Annotated in this window: 18 protein-coding genes and 1 pseudogene; 15 read left to right on the forward strand and 4 right to left on the reverse strand. The window is 66.1% G+C overall.

The window, feature by feature from the left end:
- The first annotated feature begins 398 nt into the window (after positions 1 to 398).
- A complete protein-coding gene (locus ACFXJ8_RS41395) occupies positions 399 to 596 on the forward strand; it encodes a DUF2283 domain-containing protein (RefSeq protein ID WP_379650645.1) in 198 nt (65 codons plus the stop codon).
- A gap of 228 nt (positions 597 to 824) precedes the next feature.
- Here ACFXJ8_RS41395 and ACFXJ8_RS41400 read toward each other — a convergent pair whose 3' ends face one another.
- Positions 825 to 1,418, reverse strand: a complete 594-nt coding sequence (locus tag ACFXJ8_RS41400) for a DUF6461 domain-containing protein (RefSeq protein WP_379650647.1) — start codon at positions 1,416 to 1,418, stop codon at positions 825 to 827.
- 462 nt (positions 1,419 to 1,880) lie between these two features.
- Here ACFXJ8_RS41400 and ACFXJ8_RS41405 point away from each other — a divergent pair, with 462 nt between their 5' ends.
- The 9 genes from ACFXJ8_RS41405 to ACFXJ8_RS41445 all read left to right on the forward strand — a co-directional run bounded on the left by ACFXJ8_RS41405 (position 1,881) and on the right by ACFXJ8_RS41445 (position 8,980).
- Positions 1,881 to 2,186 (forward strand): hypothetical protein, encoded by a 306-nt coding sequence (locus tag ACFXJ8_RS41405; RefSeq protein ID WP_379650649.1) that lies wholly within the window; start codon positions 1,881 to 1,883, stop codon positions 2,184 to 2,186.
- Positions 2,187 to 2,245: 59 nt separating this feature from the next.
- Positions 2,246 to 2,854: a DUF6461 domain-containing protein gene (locus tag ACFXJ8_RS41410; protein WP_350923684.1), complete on the forward strand. Its 609-nt coding sequence runs from the start codon at positions 2,246 to 2,248 to the stop codon at positions 2,852 to 2,854.
- Positions 2,855 to 3,483: 629 nt separating this feature from the next.
- Positions 3,484 to 3,684: a DUF2283 domain-containing protein gene (locus tag ACFXJ8_RS41415; protein ID WP_379650651.1), complete on the forward strand. Its 201-nt coding sequence runs from the start codon at positions 3,484 to 3,486 to the stop codon at positions 3,682 to 3,684.
- Positions 3,685 to 3,790: 106 nt separating this feature from the next.
- A complete protein-coding gene (locus ACFXJ8_RS41420) occupies positions 3,791 to 4,033 on the forward strand; it encodes a hypothetical protein (RefSeq protein ID WP_379650653.1) in 243 nt (80 codons plus the stop codon).
- Between the two features lie 23 nt (positions 4,034 to 4,056).
- Positions 4,057 to 4,755: an ABC transporter ATP-binding protein gene (locus ACFXJ8_RS41425; protein WP_379650655.1), complete on the forward strand. Its 699-nt coding sequence runs from the start codon at positions 4,057 to 4,059 to the stop codon at positions 4,753 to 4,755.
- A gap of 850 nt (positions 4,756 to 5,605) precedes the next feature.
- Positions 5,606 to 6,133, forward strand: coding sequence for a hypothetical protein (locus ACFXJ8_RS41430; RefSeq protein ID WP_379650657.1), 528 nt, complete (start codon positions 5,606 to 5,608; stop codon positions 6,131 to 6,133).
- A gap of 29 nt (positions 6,134 to 6,162) precedes the next feature.
- Entirely contained in the window at positions 6,163 to 7,125 is a 963-nt protein-coding gene (locus ACFXJ8_RS41435) for an FtsX-like permease family protein (protein WP_379650659.1), read from the forward strand.
- 35 nt (positions 7,126 to 7,160) lie between these two features.
- The gene (locus tag ACFXJ8_RS41440; RefSeq protein WP_379650661.1) at positions 7,161 to 8,351 is read left to right on the forward strand and encodes a sensor histidine kinase; all 1,191 of its coding nucleotides are present in this window, start codon (positions 7,161 to 7,163) and stop codon (positions 8,349 to 8,351) included.
- Entirely contained in the window at positions 8,339 to 8,980 is a 642-nt protein-coding gene (locus tag ACFXJ8_RS41445) for a LuxR C-terminal-related transcriptional regulator (protein WP_379650663.1), read from the forward strand. The genes ACFXJ8_RS41440 and ACFXJ8_RS41445 overlap by 13 nt, the downstream gene beginning before the upstream one ends.
- A 54-nt stretch (positions 8,981 to 9,034) precedes the next feature.
- Here the strand turns inward: ACFXJ8_RS41445 and ACFXJ8_RS41450 are convergent.
- Positions 9,035 to 9,325, reverse strand: a pseudogene (locus ACFXJ8_RS41450) (Tn3 family transposase); the annotation flags it as partial.
- Positions 9,326 to 9,581: 256 nt separating this feature from the next.
- Between ACFXJ8_RS41450 and ACFXJ8_RS41455 the strand changes: the two are divergent.
- Positions 9,582 to 9,821 (forward strand): hypothetical protein, encoded by a 240-nt coding sequence (locus ACFXJ8_RS41455; RefSeq protein ID WP_379650665.1) that lies wholly within the window; start codon positions 9,582 to 9,584, stop codon positions 9,819 to 9,821.
- Positions 9,822 to 10,024: 203 nt separating this feature from the next.
- Here ACFXJ8_RS41455 and ACFXJ8_RS41460 read toward each other — a convergent pair whose 3' ends face one another.
- Both ACFXJ8_RS41460 and ACFXJ8_RS41465 read right to left on the reverse strand, forming a co-directional pair.
- Positions 10,025 to 10,228, reverse strand: a complete 204-nt coding sequence (locus ACFXJ8_RS41460; RefSeq protein WP_379650666.1) for a hypothetical protein — start codon at positions 10,226 to 10,228, stop codon at positions 10,025 to 10,027.
- A 502-nt stretch (positions 10,229 to 10,730) separates the two neighbouring features.
- Positions 10,731 to 12,716 carry a serine/threonine protein kinase gene (locus ACFXJ8_RS41465; RefSeq protein WP_379650668.1) on the reverse strand — a complete coding sequence of 662 codons (1,986 nt, stop codon included), beginning with the start codon at positions 12,714 to 12,716 and terminating at the stop codon, positions 10,731 to 10,733.
- A gap of 473 nt (positions 12,717 to 13,189) precedes the next feature.
- On the opposite strand from ACFXJ8_RS41465, the gene ACFXJ8_RS41470 reads away from it, so the two are divergent.
- The 4 genes from ACFXJ8_RS41470 (at position 13,190) to ACFXJ8_RS41485 (ending at position 16,506) form a co-directional block, all read left to right on the forward strand.
- Positions 13,190 to 13,567 carry a hypothetical protein gene (locus ACFXJ8_RS41470; RefSeq protein WP_379650670.1) on the forward strand — a complete coding sequence of 126 codons (378 nt, stop codon included), beginning with the start codon at positions 13,190 to 13,192 and terminating at the stop codon, positions 13,565 to 13,567.
- Positions 13,568 to 13,757: 190 nt separating this feature from the next.
- A complete protein-coding gene (locus ACFXJ8_RS41475; RefSeq protein ID WP_379650672.1) occupies positions 13,758 to 14,543 on the forward strand; it encodes a hypothetical protein in 786 nt (261 codons plus the stop codon).
- Between the two features lie 277 nt (positions 14,544 to 14,820).
- Positions 14,821 to 15,435 carry a DUF6461 domain-containing protein gene (locus ACFXJ8_RS41480; protein WP_379650673.1) on the forward strand — a complete coding sequence of 205 codons (615 nt, stop codon included), beginning with the start codon at positions 14,821 to 14,823 and terminating at the stop codon, positions 15,433 to 15,435.
- Between the two features lie 444 nt (positions 15,436 to 15,879).
- On the forward strand, positions 15,880 to 16,506 hold the full coding sequence (locus ACFXJ8_RS41485; RefSeq protein ID WP_379650675.1) for a class I SAM-dependent methyltransferase: 627 nt from the start codon (positions 15,880 to 15,882) through the stop codon (positions 16,504 to 16,506).
- Positions 16,507 to 16,598: the final 92 nt, after the last annotated feature.

The following is a 16,598-nucleotide window of genomic DNA, read 5'->3' on the forward strand; positions in this document are numbered from 1 at the left end:
GTCTCCTCACCGCATCTAAGACGCTTCATGCTGCGGCCATGACCAGCAATAGCGCCCCTATTTCGCAGCAGGGGTTGACTCAGGGAACTGCCGCGCCCCTCCTTCGTCGGGCCTTGCCACCGGACACGCGAGTTACGGTGGTCTGCTGTACAGCAACCGGGTACAGCAACCGTGCCGTACAGCACCGCGTCATTCTGTACGCCATCGGGCAGCCGACCAGCGCGGGGATCGCCCAGCCAGCGATCTGCCTTGCCCTTGTAAACAGAAGGTCAGGGGTTCGATTCCCCTCGTCGGCTCTGTGTTGGAACGCCCCTGAACAGGGATGATCTGTTCGGGGGCTTTCTGTTTGTCAGGACAATCTTGAGATCTTGCTAACAGCCTTGCTAACAGGAGACGCCGTGGCCCTGGAAGAGCATCCCGGTAGGTGGACCTACGACCCCGAGGCGGAGGCAGCGTACGTCTATCTTCGGGGACCGATCCCACCCGGTGGCGTGGCACGGACGGTCTCGGTGGACAGCCCCCTGGTGAACCTCGACCTGGACGAGAGCGGCCGGGTGATCGGTATCGAGATACTCGCCGCGTGGCCAGGTGAATAGGAAGGGAGGGCCTCCCGAGTTGGGAAAGCCCTCTTAGGGGCTGATGACAAAGGGGTTTGGTCGCTGAGGCTGGGGCCAGCGATGACCCGAGGCGAGGCATCTTCGCGTGATACGCCCTGAACCGAAGATCGCCCCCCGACGCCGACAGCACCCCTGCGAGCGGGAAGCATCCGGACGAGCCCTGGATAGCAGAAGCACAGAGGACCGTACAGTCCCAATTGGAAACGCTTACGTGGTGGTCGGCGACTCGGAGATGACTCCGGATAGGTAAGCGGATCCCTCCAGGATCTGGGAAGTGAGCTTGATCCCGGTGAGGCGCTCGATCAGGACAAGCCCTGGCCCCCGGTAGAGCTCATACTTGTCCTCCCCATAGTCGTGGTCAATCTGCTTCATGGTCTCCACGAGTTCATCGGGAATCTCCTCGGAGTAGCCCTCCTGGGCCCAGAATGCGAACCGGGTCTCCCCGTCTTCCACCCAGCGGAAGTCTTCCAGGCCCTTGATGTCGAGGCGGTAGAGGGAGGCCAGGCGGGTGCCCGCTGACAGCGGCACGAGGAATTCGTCGTTGGCGCCGAGCCAACTGTTGTACTGCGCGACGAACGCCCAGTCGCCGACGGTCGTGACCGCGACAAACTCGGTCTGGTAGTCGTAGTGGGCGCTGGCATTGATCGACTCATCGAGCGTCATCCAGGAGAAGTCTTCTGCTCGGCCACCCATCCGGGCTACGAGTTGCTCGGGTGTGAGCCCGTGGACGAAGATAAAGCTGTATGCCTCCGCAAGGCTGGAGTTGGTGAACCAGGCGTAGTCGCCAGGGGGCGTGATCATGCAGCGATCATGGCAGAGCCCACCGACACAACCTGCCGAGGAAATCGGTCCCTCTGACCGATCGTCGGTCAGGGACAGGCGCCGGGTCAGCGGGGCACGCGGCTGACGGCCCATCCAGCCCGCAGCCTCCTTTCTTTCGCGGCGGTGACATCGACACACCGGTGAGGCGCAAGCACTGACGTTCGAGGACGCAGGCGTGTAGGCAGACAACCAAGGGCTCCTGGTCGCCGAGTTGCGTAGACAACACCTCAGCAATCAGGAGCCCGCTCTTGTCCACGGGCGTATCACGCGAAGATACTCGCCCGGTCATCGCTGGTCCCAACCTCAGCGACCAAACCCCCTTGTCATCAGGCTCTTACCTGGCGTGGATCTTCAGGCGGCGTTCTTGACGGCGTCGGCGAATACGTCGGCGGCCGTTGCGCACCCGACGGCCCTCTCCTCAACTCGAAGAACCGCACGCAGATGACCTGGTACTGCCCGAACCTCCCCGGGGCCGGCCCGGGCAAGCAGTGCGACGAGTATCCGTTCGCCTCCACCAACCAGGCGATCGGTGTCGAAGGCCAGCTCATCAACAACGTCTGGACGCCCACCTTCAACGCCTCACTTCGTCAGGTGAGCACCGACCACAACCAAGCCGCAGGACGCGACCTGGCGGCCTTCTACGCCCGCTACCGCGTCTTCACCTCTGGCCAGCTCGAAGGCGGCGCGGGCAACTGGCCGTCCAATGCCTTCTGGGTCAGAATCCGCAACGGCGCACCACCGTCATAACGTTATAGCCGGGAGAGGGCCTCGCCCTCTCCCGGCTCCTCCACCATCGGAAGGTGAGCATGCAGTCGCCGACGCACCTGCACGATCTCCTAGTCTCGACCATCTTCACCGAGGGACTCGATGACGAGATGGACCTCTGGACGCTGGGATTCAGCGCCCTCTGGGTCAAAGGAATGGATCGCGACGCCGTCGCCGAGGCCTTCTCCCTGGACCTCGTCACCAGCACGCCGAGCCACCTGAACGAATTGCTCGACAACAGTGAGGAAGGCGGGCCCACCTGGGTGGGCGAGGCCGGAGGGTGGACCTGCATCATTCCGGGGCCGACCGACGACGATTTCCTGCTGCCGTTGACGGCGGGCGGGCGGGAGGCGCTCTGCTTCAGTATGGATATGGGCGGCCATGACCATTTCAAGTATCTGAAGGACGGGGAGGTGGTTGTCGCCTTCCAGCCCACCTGGCCCGACCCCGTGCACGGGAGCGATCCGCACGCACTCGACCACCTCATGGAAGGGCTGCGCTTCCAGACCAGCGGCGACGACGTCATCGAGGATCGCGTGGACGAGGGCGAGAGCATCAGCTCCGTCCTGACGCTGATCGGCCGGATCACGGGGACGGACATCGCCGCTGACTGGCTTGAGGCGACGCACTCGCTCATCTACCCTCGCTAGTGCGTTGACCACGATGGTTCGCCGGGTGCGGTGGTCAGGCTGCTCGGGATCGTGGTCGCCCCAGCGTTGCTGGCGTTCGCTGCGGATGCGGGCTCGTTCTTTGCGTTGAGCTTCCAGCAGTGCGGGGTCGCGCCGGTGGTGGTCGCGCCAGCGCAGGTATGCCTGTAGCTCGCGGGCCAGGGCGCTGTGGACCGTGCTGGTGGTGCCGTTGTACTGGTTGTGGACTCTCACGACCAGGCGCACGACTGGGTCACTTTGGCCGGTCTGGGGAAGGCGCGAGGAGGATTCGTGCCAGCAGTGCAGCGCGCCGAGTGAAGGGCCAGCGAAGCCGAGGTGCATGTGATCGCCTTCGCCGGGTTTCATCGGATCTTGCTAACAGTGCTGCTAACAACGTCTCTGGACACAGATGTACGTCCTTGGAAGTGAATCAAGGTGGGGGAGCCGCTGAGCAGGCGCCCATGACAGCGGTGGATGCCCGTGGACACTCTCGAAGTCCCTTGTAAACAGAAGGTCAGGGGTTCGATTCCCCTCGTCGGCTCTGTGCTGGATGGCCCCTGAACAGGGAAGATCTGTTCAGGGGCTTTCTGTTTTGTCAGGATAATCTTGAGATCTTGCTAACAGGAGACGCCGTGGCATTGGAAGAGCATCCCGGTAGTTGGACCTACGACCCCGAGGCGGAGGCCGCGTACGTCTGTCTTCGGGGGCCGATCCCACCCGGTGGCGTGGCGCGGACGGTCACGGTGGACGGCCCCATGGTGAATCTCGACCTGGACGAGAGCGGCCGGGTGATCGGTATCGAGATCCTCGCCGCGTGGCCAGGAGCCTCGTGATCAGCCCGAACCTGCAAGTGCGGCACCCGTACTACAGCTGTCTGTAGTGTCCAATGGGTCGCTGGCGGGATTCTCGCGAGAGGCTTGCCTTTCTAGCCTCGTCTCCATGAGTGATCCGTACCGAATTGACCCCAATCCCCGCCCACCGCACAGCCCTCAACCGCAGCATGGGCGATCCGCATTGCGGGCCATGCTGTGGATCCTGATGGCGGTCGGAGTCGCGGTGAACCTGGTTTCCAACATCGCCGCGGGCGGTGATCTGACACCCATCGGGCTTGCCGGAGGCGTGGTCGGGGTGGGCAGTATCGCCGGGCTGATCGCCGTCTACATCACCGGGCGCCGCTCGTGAATCCGGTCGTCACGCTGGACCGGGTGACCAAGACGTATGGCGAGGTGGTCGCGCTTGACGAGGTAACGCTGGCTTTCCCCCGCGGCAGGTTCGTCGCGGTGATGGGTCCCTCGGGTTCGGGGAAGAGCACGCTGCTGCAGTGCGCGGCCGCCCTTGAGCCGCCGACCTCGGGCGAGGTCGTGATCAGGGGCGTCGACGTCACCCGGATGTCCGAGACCAGGCGTACGGAGCTGCGCAGGAAGCATGTCGGATTCGTGTTCCAGTCCTACAACCTGCTGCCCACCGTCTCTGTCGAGGACAACATCACGCTGCCACTGCGGATGGCGGGCGTCCGGCCCGATCGGGCCTGGCTCGGCGAGCTGGTCGACCGTATGGGGTTGCGCGGACGGCTCCGGCACCGGCCGACGGAGCTGTCGGGCGGTCAGCAGCAGCGGGCTGCCATCGTCCGAGCGCTTGCCGCACGCCCTGACGTGGTGTTCGCCGACGAGCCGACCGGGGCACTCGATCTGCGCAACGCCGCCCAGGTGCTCGAGGTGTTGCGCGAGCTGGTCGATGAGCTGGCTCAGACAGTCGTCATGGTCACCCATGATCCCGCAGCCGCCGCCCGGGCGCACGACACCTTGGTCATGGCCGACGGGAAGGTCGTCGATGTGCTTGCCGCCCCGACGGCGGACGAGCTGGCCGTACGGCTGGCGCACCTGTCAGCCGAGCGAGTCGCATGATCCGGCTGTCGCTGGTGCTCGCCAAGGTTGGTGGGCTCTTCGTCGTGTTCGCGGCCGTGCTCGGCGGGATGGCTCTGGTGACCGCCATTGGTGTGCTGGTTGACTCGGCCTTCCGTTCGCAGCCGCCCGTACGGCTCGCCAAGGCAGACGTGGTGGTGTCGGCGAGGCAGTCGATTCCCCGAAAAGAGGATCTGCCGATCGCGCTGCCGGAACGGGCGAGGGTCCCGAAGTCGCTGGTCTCCGTGGTGGCGAACGTGCCAGGCGTGGCGGTCGCGGTGGGCGACCTCAGCTTTCCAGCCGCTGTCCTTTCCGGTACGGCCGGCCGTACCGGAAATCCTGCCACCGCGGGACACACGTGGTCGTCCCTCGCCCTGAGCGGCCGGATCACGGCGGGGCGGGCTCCGCGCGGCGCGGACGAGATCGCGGTGAGCGGCGGCCGCGTCGGACAGCGGGTGCAGGTGATGGTAGCGGGCAGACCGGCGACCTACGAGGTCACCGCGGTCGTCGATGCCCCTGGGGTGTACTTCCCCGACACGGTCGCCGCCGGGACCTCGAACAAAGTAGATCTCGTCGCAGTTCGAGCGGCGTCGGGCCTCGTTCCGGAGGCGCTGGCCGAGAGGCTGAAGGCCCGCCTGGGAAGTGGCTACGAGATCACCACAGGCCGGGACCGGGCTGATGCGGAATCGCCGGGCGCGGCCACGAGCCGCAGCCTTCTGCTGATCCTGCCCGGCTCGATCGGCGGCATCAGCCTGATGGTGGTCGGCTTCGTGGTGGGTGGCGGGCTGTCGCTCTCGGTCAACCGGCAGCGTCGCGACCTGGCCCTCCTGCGCGCGGCTGGTGCGACCCGGCGGTGCGTCGAATCATCGCCATCCAGGCCACCGCGGCCGCGTTGCCTGCCGTGGTCCCCGGCGCCACCCTCGGGTACTACCTTGCTGCCCACTTCGGCGACCTGCTGGTCGGCATCGGGTTGCTCCGTAACGATCAGCCGCTGGTGCATGGGCCGATTCCGGCGGTGGCCGCGCTGCTGTTGCTGTGGGGAGTGGTGCGGGTGGCGGCGTGGGCGGCCACCCTCCGGATCTCGCGCATGCCGGTCATCTCCGGACTTCCCGAGCCGCACATGCCATCGCGGGTGCGTACCAATGCCGGGCTGCTGCTCATTCTCGTCTCCTTGGTACTGGCCACGGCGCCGCTTCTTGTGCAGACCGAGGCGGCCGCAGTCGGACCGGCTAACTCCGCGATCCTGGCCGTGATCGGCCTGGCGATGGCAGGGCCGCGGCTGGTCCAGTGGGTAACGGAGGCGCTGGCCGGGTCGCGGCTGATGGCCAAGGTTTCCGGCCCCGCCTGGCTGGCGGTGACAACAGCCACGGGTACGCGCTGAGAACGGCTGGAGCGGTGGCCGCTCTTGGCATGTCGGTCACGCTGGGCCTCAGCGTGGTACTCACCCAGACGACGATCGCCGGAGCCCAGTCGCAGCAGGCAGCCCTCGGAATGCGCGACCTGGTCACGATCACCGCGCCGAGCCTCGGTGGCATCCCTCGCGGCCTGCTCGCGGAGGTACGAAAGACCACCAAGGCGGCGGGCGTGTCCATGACGACCGTGGTGACAGAACCGCTCCTGTTCGGCGACGATCCCCGCCTGATGGCGAGAACGGTCATGGCGCTCGGGCCAGACGCCGACGGCCTGGTCGACCTGGATGTCGTGGACGGCCGTCTGTCCCGGCTCAGGGGCGCCGCCGTCGCGCTGGACGAGCGGGTGGGTCAGGTAGGCCAGAACATTGATCTGATCATGGGCGATGGTGCGCGGGTACGTGCTCGGGTGGTCGCCACCTACCGGCGCGGGCTCGGTTTCGGTCCGATCGTGATCTCCCGCGATCTGGCGGCGGCGCACACCACGACAGGCCTCGACAGCGCGATCCTCGCCCGTCCCGCGGACTTCGGCGAGCTGGCGCAGCGCCCAGGAGTCAGGTTCACTGCCGAGCCGGATGGCCCGCAAGCCGCCGCGGCCTCGGCCCAGACTCTGGTGAACATCGCTGTGCTTGCCGTACTGCTCGCCTATGTGTTGGTGGCCGTCGCCAATCGATTGGTGGCGACCACGACGGCACGCCGGGAGGAGTTCGCCGGTCTGCGCAGGATGGGAGTGACGCCCCGCCAGCTGAGAACGATGATCCGCTGGGAGGCGGTGCTGGTGGGCGGTGGAGCCTCGGCATCGGGAATCACGTTGTCCGCCGTACCCCTTGTTCTGCTCAGTGTCGGGTTCCTGGGCCGCCCGCTGCCGGCCGGGCCATTGTGGCTGGTACCGGCATCGATCCTGGTGGTGATGTTGATAGTCTGGCTGGCCATGGAGCTGCCCGCACGGAAGATCTCTCATTGAGATATCTGTGGCGATGCATCCGATATCACCTGATCATGTTTCCGTCGGCTCTGGCGACCATGATCGGCCTGCCGCTTCTGGCCGTGGGTGTGCTCTCCGTCGCGGTGGGCGGAGCTGGGCTGGTCGTGGTTCCGCGCATGATGGCGGGTCTGCGGAAATGGGCTGAGTGGCACCGCGGACAGGCGGCCAGGCTCCTGGGCGTCGCCGTACCGCCAACAGCTGACCTGCGGCTGCGCCTCCCCGTGCGCGACCAGTGGCGACAGCTTCTCCGCGGTCCCGAGAGCCGGCGCGATCTGAGGTGGATGGTCAGGCACATCGTGCCGGGCCTGCTCATCCCGCTGGCCGCTCTCGCGCTGGTCGGCCTGGTGGTTAACGCGGTGCTCGAGGCCCCGCTGTGGTGGATCTTCCCTGCTGACGACCCGTTGCGACTGCTGGTGGCCTTCCCGGTGACCGACTGGCCGGGGGCGATCGGCCTGGGCATGGCGCAGACCGTCGTGGGTGCGGCGCTCACCTGGTGGGCGGTGCCGAAGCTGGCACGCCTGCACGCGCGCGCGTGCCTGGCAGCACTGGCGCCATCCGAGGCCGACCAGCTCGCCGCGCGGGTCGGCGAGCTGACGGAGAGCAGGTCGAGCGTGCTCGACGCGCACGCCGCCGAGCTGCGCAGGATCGAGCGGGACCTGCACGACGGCACTCAGGCGAGGCTGGTCGCCATCGCGATGAGGCTGGCCGTGGCCAGGGAGGCGCTCGACGACGACACGGGAACCGTCGCCACCCTGCTCAAGGAAGCCCACGAGGGAACGGAGGAGGCGATGACCGAGTTGCGGCAGGTGATCAGCACGATGTACCCGCCCATCCTCGCCGACAGAGGGTTGGCCGGTGCGGTCTCCGCCCTGGCGGCGCGAGCGGGCATCCGCGTGGTGACGGACCTGCACGATCTCCACCCCGTCCCCGCCGCTGTCGAGACCGCCGCCTACTTCATCGTCGCCGAGGCGATCACCAACGCCACCAAGCACAGCCAGGCCGATCGGGTGACCGTACGGCTGGCCTCGGATGAAACGCTCCACATCGAGATCACCGACGATGGACAGGGCGGCGTGGACGAAAGCCAGGGCACCGGCATCGCCGGCATCAAGAAGCGAGCCGCCGCACTCGACGGGACCGTGACCATCGTCAGCCCTTCCGGCGGGCCAACGTCCATCATCGCGGAGCTGCCATGCGCGTCGTAATCGCCGAGGACAACGTCCTCCTCTCGACCGGGCTCGAGCTGCTTCTCGGCAGCAAGGGCATCGACGTGGCCGCGGTGGTGCCTGACACGCCCGGCCTGATGGACGCCGTCGCGGAGCACTGCCCCGACCTGGTGATCGCAGATGTGCGGCTGCCGCCATCATTCCGCGACGAAGGGATCAAAGCCGCGGTCTCCCTCCGGCGTACCCGTCTCGGCCTGCCCGTCCTGGTCCTCTCCCAGTACGTCGAGCAGCTCTATGCCCGCGAGCTACTTGCCGACGGCTCAGGAGGAGTCGGCTACCTGCTCAAGGACAGGGTCAGCCGGGTGGGCCAGTTCATCGAGGACATCAGGAGAGTCGCCGCGGGCGGAACCGTGATGGACCCCGAGGTCATCGCTCAGCTCATGGTCGGCCGCGGGAACGTCCTGGACACCCTCACCAGCCGGGAGCGGGAGGTGCTGTCCTGGATGGCCCAGGGCCTCAGCAACACCGAGATCGGTGAACGGCTGACGATTACCGACAACGCGGTGCACAAGCACATCGGCAACATTTTCGCCAAGCTCGGCCTGGCGGTCACCGACGGCGGCCACCGTAGAGTCCTCGCTGTCCTCGCCTTCCTGGACAACCAGTGACGCATGTCGTTCGCGTCCCCACAGGCAGGTCAGACGGGCGGCGAAGGTGGCGTTGGCGATCACGCGCGCGACCTGCCGCCAGGACTCCACGGTGATGTAGCGGCGGCGGACGTACCGCAGTTCGTCCTCGGAGTACCCGTGCTCGCCCGCCGCGACGGCGCGGATGCCGGTGTTGGTGCCGTAGGCGGCCAGTGCTGGCTCACCGAACGCTGCCTGAGCGTGGGGAGGGGCAGCGTGACCGGACCCCGTGACAAGCAGGCGGAAGTGACTCCGAACGCCGTGGACCATCACCTGTTCCAGACCCGGCTGCAGGTCCAAGCTCAAGCGCCTGGTCAGCAAGGGCATCCTCGTCGGACCCGAGCCGGGATTGTTCGCTCAGCCACGTCCGCCTCACCCAACATCAACTCTCGAACCGCCCCCTGAGACGTGGGACTGCAGTGTCTTCCCTGTCGTTGGGAGCCACCGGAGGCTGTTTCCCAACGAGGGCGGTCGAAATGGCCTCGGTTGCCGCACGTGGTCGACAATCACGGCACAGTGCCATGGTCCGCCCCAATCCGACCCCCTATGTTGAAGATCCACACAGCTGTGAGAAGAGGGTGCGATGATGTTCGACACGATGATGCCAGTGGCGTTCGTGGCCGTGCTTGTGCTCTTCGTCATCGGGGGCGTCCTGGCGATGATCGGCGGAGGTTCCTCCTCGCGGAGCGGAACACGTCACCGGGGCTCCTTGTTCTCCGGCGACGCGTCTTCTTCGGACGACAGGTACGACAGCGACTCCTCCGGCAGCGACTCCTCCGGCAGCGGCTCCTCTGACGGCGGCGGTGGCAGCAGCGGCGACTGACCGGCGGGCTCAGACCTTGGGCTCGTGCGCGGAATCGGCGGCATTTCGGGTTACGGGTCGGCGGCGCCGGCTTCGTGCCGTGCCCTGGAGGTCAGTTGTCGGCGCTGTCAAGGGGACTCCGGGCCGGGGAGGGCGGTTCTGTACAGGCGTTCGACGACGCCACCGTCAGGACGCGTGATGGTGTCGTCGCCAAGTTCGTCGTCTCAACCGCCGGGCTGTTCCCGGCATTTCTGCGGGTTCTTGTGCTTGGCGCAGGGGTCCTCCGCAGGGACGAGAACGTGCGTGGTCGCGAAAGCGGTCCCGGCCACGGGTACGGCACTGGCGAGCTGGGCTGGCATCGTCACTGGGACGATGAGGGCCGAGGCTCCCATCACCCCGGCCGCGAGCGCGTACCTTATCTTGATCATGCCTGATCACTCCATGGTGAACCAGTTGCGCCCCGGGCGATGTCCGGGCTGACGGAGTGCCGGATCGGCATCGCGGTCGCTGATTCACCGCAAGGCTAGTTAGCGAGAACTCTGGCGACCACCTCGGGAGTACAAAGCCCCGAGGCGGTCGGATTACCCTCTCGTCATGTAGAGCGATACAGGCATCACTTATTGTGACATTTCGCCACGCGTGGTGCCGGAAATCCCTGCGTCGACTCGGGAGGGGTATCGCTCGCAGATGGCAATGTCTTGGCAAGCTCTTTCTCGGGCCAGCACACCGGCGCGAGAAAGGGCCCGGCCGACGTCGAAGCCGATGCGACGGCCTATCGGCGGTGCTGTCCCCAAGGCCGGCGGGGGCACCATCGCCCGTCGCCCAGACGCAGGGCGAGGCGAGCGCAGGGTCTCCTGGAGACCCGCTCTGGGTAAGAGCCATCCCGGCTGGTGGCCATGACGACCTACACGGGCACCCACGTGGAACGGTTCATGTGACCCTGATGAAGGTGGGACCGTAGTCCTCGTCGTCCGGGCTCTCGAGCAGCGTGCGGACCTCATTGCCGTCGAGGTCGATGACCTCGACGCGGTCCCTGGTGGCGTTGTCGAACTCCCAGCAGTAGAGGTGGGACTCGTCGTACCAGCCGAGGAGCTTGTCGCAGGGCGAGGAGATCGTGCGCACCCGGTCGCCCGAGGTGCTGTCCCAGATGCACAGCTCGCCCGCCTCGCCGCCGGGACAGCGGCTGGCGAACGCCTCGCCCGAAGGGGAGAAGAGGTCCAGCACGCCGTCGGGAACTTCGCCGATGTTGGCGGCTTCGCCCACCTTGTTCCCTGAGGCGTCGAAGAAGCGCAGGTCAGAGCCGTAGAGGTTGACCACGCCGTTGTTCTGGCCATCCCATCTGAATGGGTGGTTGTTCTCGCCCGGCACCATGACCACGCTCGCCTTCCCCGCAGCCGCATCGACGATGCCGAAGCCGAGGTTGGGCGGCGCGTTCTCGCCCTTCGGCTGCTCGATGTTGAGCAGGATCTTCGAGCTGTCCTTCGACCAGGCGATGATGCTGCTTTCCAGCGGGGCCTTGACGGTTTTGACGGTGGTCTTCTGCCGGCCGGTTCTCGTATCGGTGATCTCGATGTAGTCGTACTGGTCGGCGGTGTAGCCCTTGCCGCGGCGCGCGAGAAGGCTGCCGTCGGGGGAGATCTGGGTTTGCGCGGCACCGTCGTAATGGCGGAACGGGCCCGTCAGCGTTTCCCTGGCGTAGTTCTCCCACGCATGGGTGCCCTTGCCCTTGAGGTCGTAGGACGTGAGCCTGATCGGATCGCCGGGGCGCTCGAAGAGGGTGGACCGCGTACCCGGCAGCTGCATGGCCATGCCCTGTGTGGGCTCTTGCGAGCGGGACAGGGCGACAGCCGCCGCCACGAGGAGCAGTGCGGTGAACACCGCCGCGAACCCGACGACCAGCCTTTTCCCGCGTTTCCTTGGCACCCCCAGATGGCTCATCCGGGGTTGGGCGGTGCTCGGCGCCCAGCCCTGCCCAGTCCCCAGTGGCGGTTCGGCGGGACCTCGAGGCGGAGGGACGACCGCCTCCGGGCTCTGGGGACGCGGGGGGCCGCGGCCAGGGAAAACACGGGTGGGCACCTTGGAGCCGGTGGGCTCACACGGCATGCCGCCGTGGGCCACCGGGTGCCGGATCAGCCGCTTGATGACCTCCTCGGCGGTGGGCCGTTGGGCGGGGTCCTTGGACAGGCAGGCGTTCACCACCCCGGCCAGTGGCTCGTCGAGATCCGAGATGTCGGGTCTCCCGTTGAGGATCCTGTTGATCACCGCGGGCATGGTGTCGCTGCCGAACGGTGCCCTGCCCGAGGCGGCGTAGGCGATCGTGGCGGCCCAGGTGAACAGGTCGGCCGCAGGCCCCACCTGATGGCCGAGCAGCTGCTCGGGCGCCATGAACGACGGTGTCCCGACGGGCGCGGAACTGATCGTGGAGGTGGCATCGAGTGCTCTGGCGATGCCGAAGTCGATCACTCTGGGCCCGTCGGAGGCGATGATGACGTTGGCGGGCTTGAAGTCGCGGTGCACGATGCCCGCCTGGTGGATCGCGGCCAGCGCGGTGGCGGTGCCGATCGCGAGGCGGTACAGGGCGGACCCGGTGCGTGGGCCCTGCTCCTGTACGACATGGTGCAGGGAAGGGCCTTCGATGTACTCGCTGACGATGTAGGGCCTGTCATGCTCGACACCCGTGGCGAGCACCTGTGCCGTGCAGAAGGGGGCGACCTGCTGGGCGACCCGTACCTCGCGCAGGAACCTCTCGGCGCTGACGGCATCGCCGAAACGCAGCCATTTGATCGCGACGCGCGCGCCCGTGCGGTCGGTGGCGAGGTAGACGACGCCCTGGCCGCCGTCGCCGAGCCTGCCGACGATCGTGTAGTCACCGAGCCTGGCCGGGTCCCCTGACCTGGGCGGATCGTAGGGTCGCATACCTGGGATTCTCTCGCTCTTCGCAACGGTTGAGCTACCGAATGTTCTTCTGGGCGCGCCGCAAGGGCTGAGGCTCCGGCAGTAATGGCGGAAAATCCAACGGATACCGCTGACCGGCGCCAACGGGGAGCACCAGGCAAGGTCAGCGGCTTCCTCGGCCCGGCCCGCCGCAGCTACCAACCGGCACACCAGTTCTGCGGTGCCCTCACATCAGGTTCGTTGGACTCTCCGCGCTTACTACCGGAACCCCGTCAGGAGCGAGGAGCACGGGAGTATCGGCCTCTTGAACGGCAAGTAACGCGGTCCGGCCAGCCAACAGGGTGAGCAGCCGGCTTCTGGCAGCCGGACATCTGGTGGTGGCCATCCACCAGTCGCACCAGCGCAGCGATCTCATCGCCGCTCGAGTCAGCGCCGTCAACCCGCTCCGTGCGCTGCTGGAGGCAGCGCTGTAAACAGCCGGGCCGCCCCGGCCAGTGGACTCCGACATCGCGCTGGCCTTCCTCCAACGCTTCCCCACCCCGCAATCGGCCGCCAAGCTGAACACGACCACGATGACGGCATTTCTGCACCGAAGCGGCTACAGCGGCGGCAAGTCCGGCGGCGAGCTGGTCGAGCGACTGCGTCAAGCTCCCGAGGCTGCCGGCAGGATCGGCCGGCAGACCGTCACCGTCCTCATCACCACCCAAGCAGAACAAGTCCGCGCCCTGGTCGACGGTATCGCCGACCTGGAATCGGCGATCAAGAAAGCTCTGGAAGACCACCCGTGCGCCTTCCTGTTCCGCAGGATATCGGGGGTGCTGCAGAGCGATTGCGTTCACGCTGTTGGGGCTAGTCCTTTGTCTCTGACTTAACGGATCTACGCCACTGAACCCGTCTTGCTGCCAGTCGAAGCCGTCAAATGGCATTTGTGTAATTTGCGGCCTTCGGTGATTTATATGCCCGGTTGCGTCGCCCCAGGAATCATTTTTGTATCGATCGAAACCCATCCCTGTATTGATCTTCGTCAGCGCCTAACGTGCAGTGTCTCTACTAGATGTGCAGATGGAAGCCATGAGTGAGCAGGCAGCACAAAGCATCGACAACGGGCAGGCCGAGGTACCCAAGGAAGTGGCGAGTTCCCTTGTGAAGAAGGCGGCGGGAACGAGAACGGCCCCGAAGTGGGAAACCGATGCTAAGGAGCGCGTTCGAACGGCGATACGGCGCTACACGAAGCCACTCAACGATCTCGTAGCGCGTGATGCCAACGAAGGGGACACGCGACTTCTTATTACTGACTTCCTCTGCGCAGGGCTCGGGTACGACAAGTACGACGATCTCACCACGGAGTACCAGGTCAAAGGCGAGTTCGCTGACTACGGCATTCGCATCGACAAGCAACTGGTTGCCTTCATCGAGGTGAAGCGCTGTAGCCAGAAACTCAACGCCAGGCACCTGCGCCAGGTGCAGATGTACGCCGTCAACGAGGGCGTTGAGTGGATGATCTTGTCCAACGGTCAGGTATGGCAGGCCTACCACATGACCGCCGGCCTCCCCGTAGTCATCGACCTGGCCCTTGAAGTGGACCTGCTCAGCGACACGGGCCTGGCGGCCAAGACGGACGCGCTCTTCTACTTGACCAAGGAGGCGTTCAAGCGCCGTCTGATCGACGACCTGTGGAGGGCCCGTGCCGCGACGTCGCCGAGATCCTTGGCGCAGGTGCTTCTGACGGACGTGGTGGCCGATGCGATACGGAAAGAACTTCGACGCCAGACGAACCACAACGCCGATGTCGGCGAGATTCATCGGATCTTGCGCGGCGAGGTCCTTCGCCCGGAGACCTTGCTCTGAGACCACACCGACAGCGTGGCGCTGTGATTGCCGATCTTGCTAACGCGCATGCTGATTACGGGTCTGGACGATTTTCGACTGAGGGGCTCATGAAGCAAGTCCGACCTGTCTAGAAGTCTCTTGTAAACAGAAGGTCAGGGGTTCGATTCCCCTCGTCGGCTCTGCAGCTTTCTGATCTCCGTACAGCAGCGTTGTACAGCAACCTCTCCGACTTCTGTCGGCCCTGGCTGCGATGATCTTCCCCTCTGGCCCTGGGTTGGGTTGATGGAGGTCAAGCGTGGTTGATGATCAGGTGGCGCGTGAGGCATACCTGCACTACCGACAGGTGCTCGATGGCAGCTGGATGGGAGAAGCCATCTGCTGGACGGTGCTCGTGCCCCGCGACGGGTCTCCGTTAAGTCTCGCGGAGATCGGCGAACGGGTGAGTGGGACGGGACACTACAAGGTCTACGAGACGGACACCTTCGAGCATGAAGAGGTGTTCATCCATCTATCCGATGACGCGCCCTGGGCCATGCTCGTCGACCGTTCGGATCGGCACATCGCGCTCTTCGAATACAACGGGTTTCAGGGCGTTTATCCACCGGTGCTTCCCCGCTTGAGCGTGGGTGGACGAGCTTACAGCGCCTACTGGAACGTCAACGCCACCAACTCCGTCGGCTTTGCCGTCGACGGCGAGATGGTGCTCTCCTTCAACGCCATGTACGCCGAAGAGGCGATGGGGCTGCCTGGTTGGGAGCGGTGGCCGCAGGTGCAGGCGGTCCTTCCCTATTTCGATTGGGAGAGAGGGGAAAGCTGTTGGGCTGCCGCTCTGACGGCTATCGAGCTCGCCACAGGAGTGAGGCTGAGCGAGGAGTGGGTTGCCGAAGCGCCGTCCTTTCTCACGGGCTGATGGAACGAGCAGGACCCTCGCGGATGCGTTCTACGCGTCGGCTGGGTCGCGTAGCGCGAGTGCTTCGGCTTCGGTCAGTCCGTTGCGCGCTGCGGCCCTGCGCCGTGCCCGGACCTGTGAGCTCGTGCGCGGACGGTATTTAGGCTCCCTGGCGCAGCCGCAGGTCTCGAACCCGTCGTAGCGGAGTCCTGCTCCGAGAACAGCCGCGACTGCCGCCCAATGGCGGTCCTTGGTCTTGCGCGGTGCGGCGAAGTCGTGGCCGGCGAAGAGCATCGGCCTCTGGCAGCGTGTGCAGAGGTGCTGTGCGCCGTCCCAGGCGAGTTTGTGGCTCTGGCGGCAAGGAATGCACACATAGTGGACCTTGTAGGTGACCATCGCGTATGTGCACACAGGGACAGCGTACTCATCGCTTAGGTGAAAATACGGCTACGGAAGGGGCGCTCGATGCGGGATACCACGGATGCCGACGTGCGCCGGGTGTTCGACCGGATCGCGGATCGGTATGACAGTCAGATGCAGGCCTGGGAGCGGCGGTTGTTCCCGGGTGGCCGGGAGTGGGCTGTCGGGCAGGCGCGCGGCCATGTCGTGGAGATCGCGGTCGGCACCGGGCTCAACCTGCCGCTGTACGGCGCCGACGTGACGGTGGTCGGGATCGAGCTGTCCGAGCGCATGCTGGAACTGGCGCGCCGGCGGGTGGCGGGGACCGGCCTCGGCGAGCGGGTGGAGCTGCGGCAGGGCGATGCGCAGCGCCTGGAGTTGCCCGACGGCATCGCCGACACCGTTCTGTCCACGTTCACGATGTGCACCATTCCGGACCCAGCGGCCGCGGCGCGCGAGGCCTACCGGGTGCTCAAGCCGGGCGGGCGGTTCGTGCTGGCCGAGCATGGGCCGTCAAGCCACCCGATCATCCGGGCCGGGATGCGGTTGGTGGAACCGGTGTTCGTGCGGTTCGCAGCCGACTACCTCACCCGCGATCCCCGGCCGTTCCTGGAGCAGGCCGGTTTCCAGATCGAGTCGGTGTCCCGGATGACGCGTGGTGTCAGCTTTCGGGTGCTGGCCGTACGACCCTGAGCTGCCAGCTCGCACGAGGGCAGGGCCGGCCCGATCCCCGGGGATGGACGGCCGCATTGCCGACGGCGGGCAGCGCGCGCTCGGCTGTCCAT

This window comes from Nonomuraea sp. NPDC059194, from assembly GCF_042754765.1.
Lineage (GTDB): Bacteria > Actinomycetota > Actinomycetes > Streptosporangiales > Streptosporangiaceae > Nonomuraea.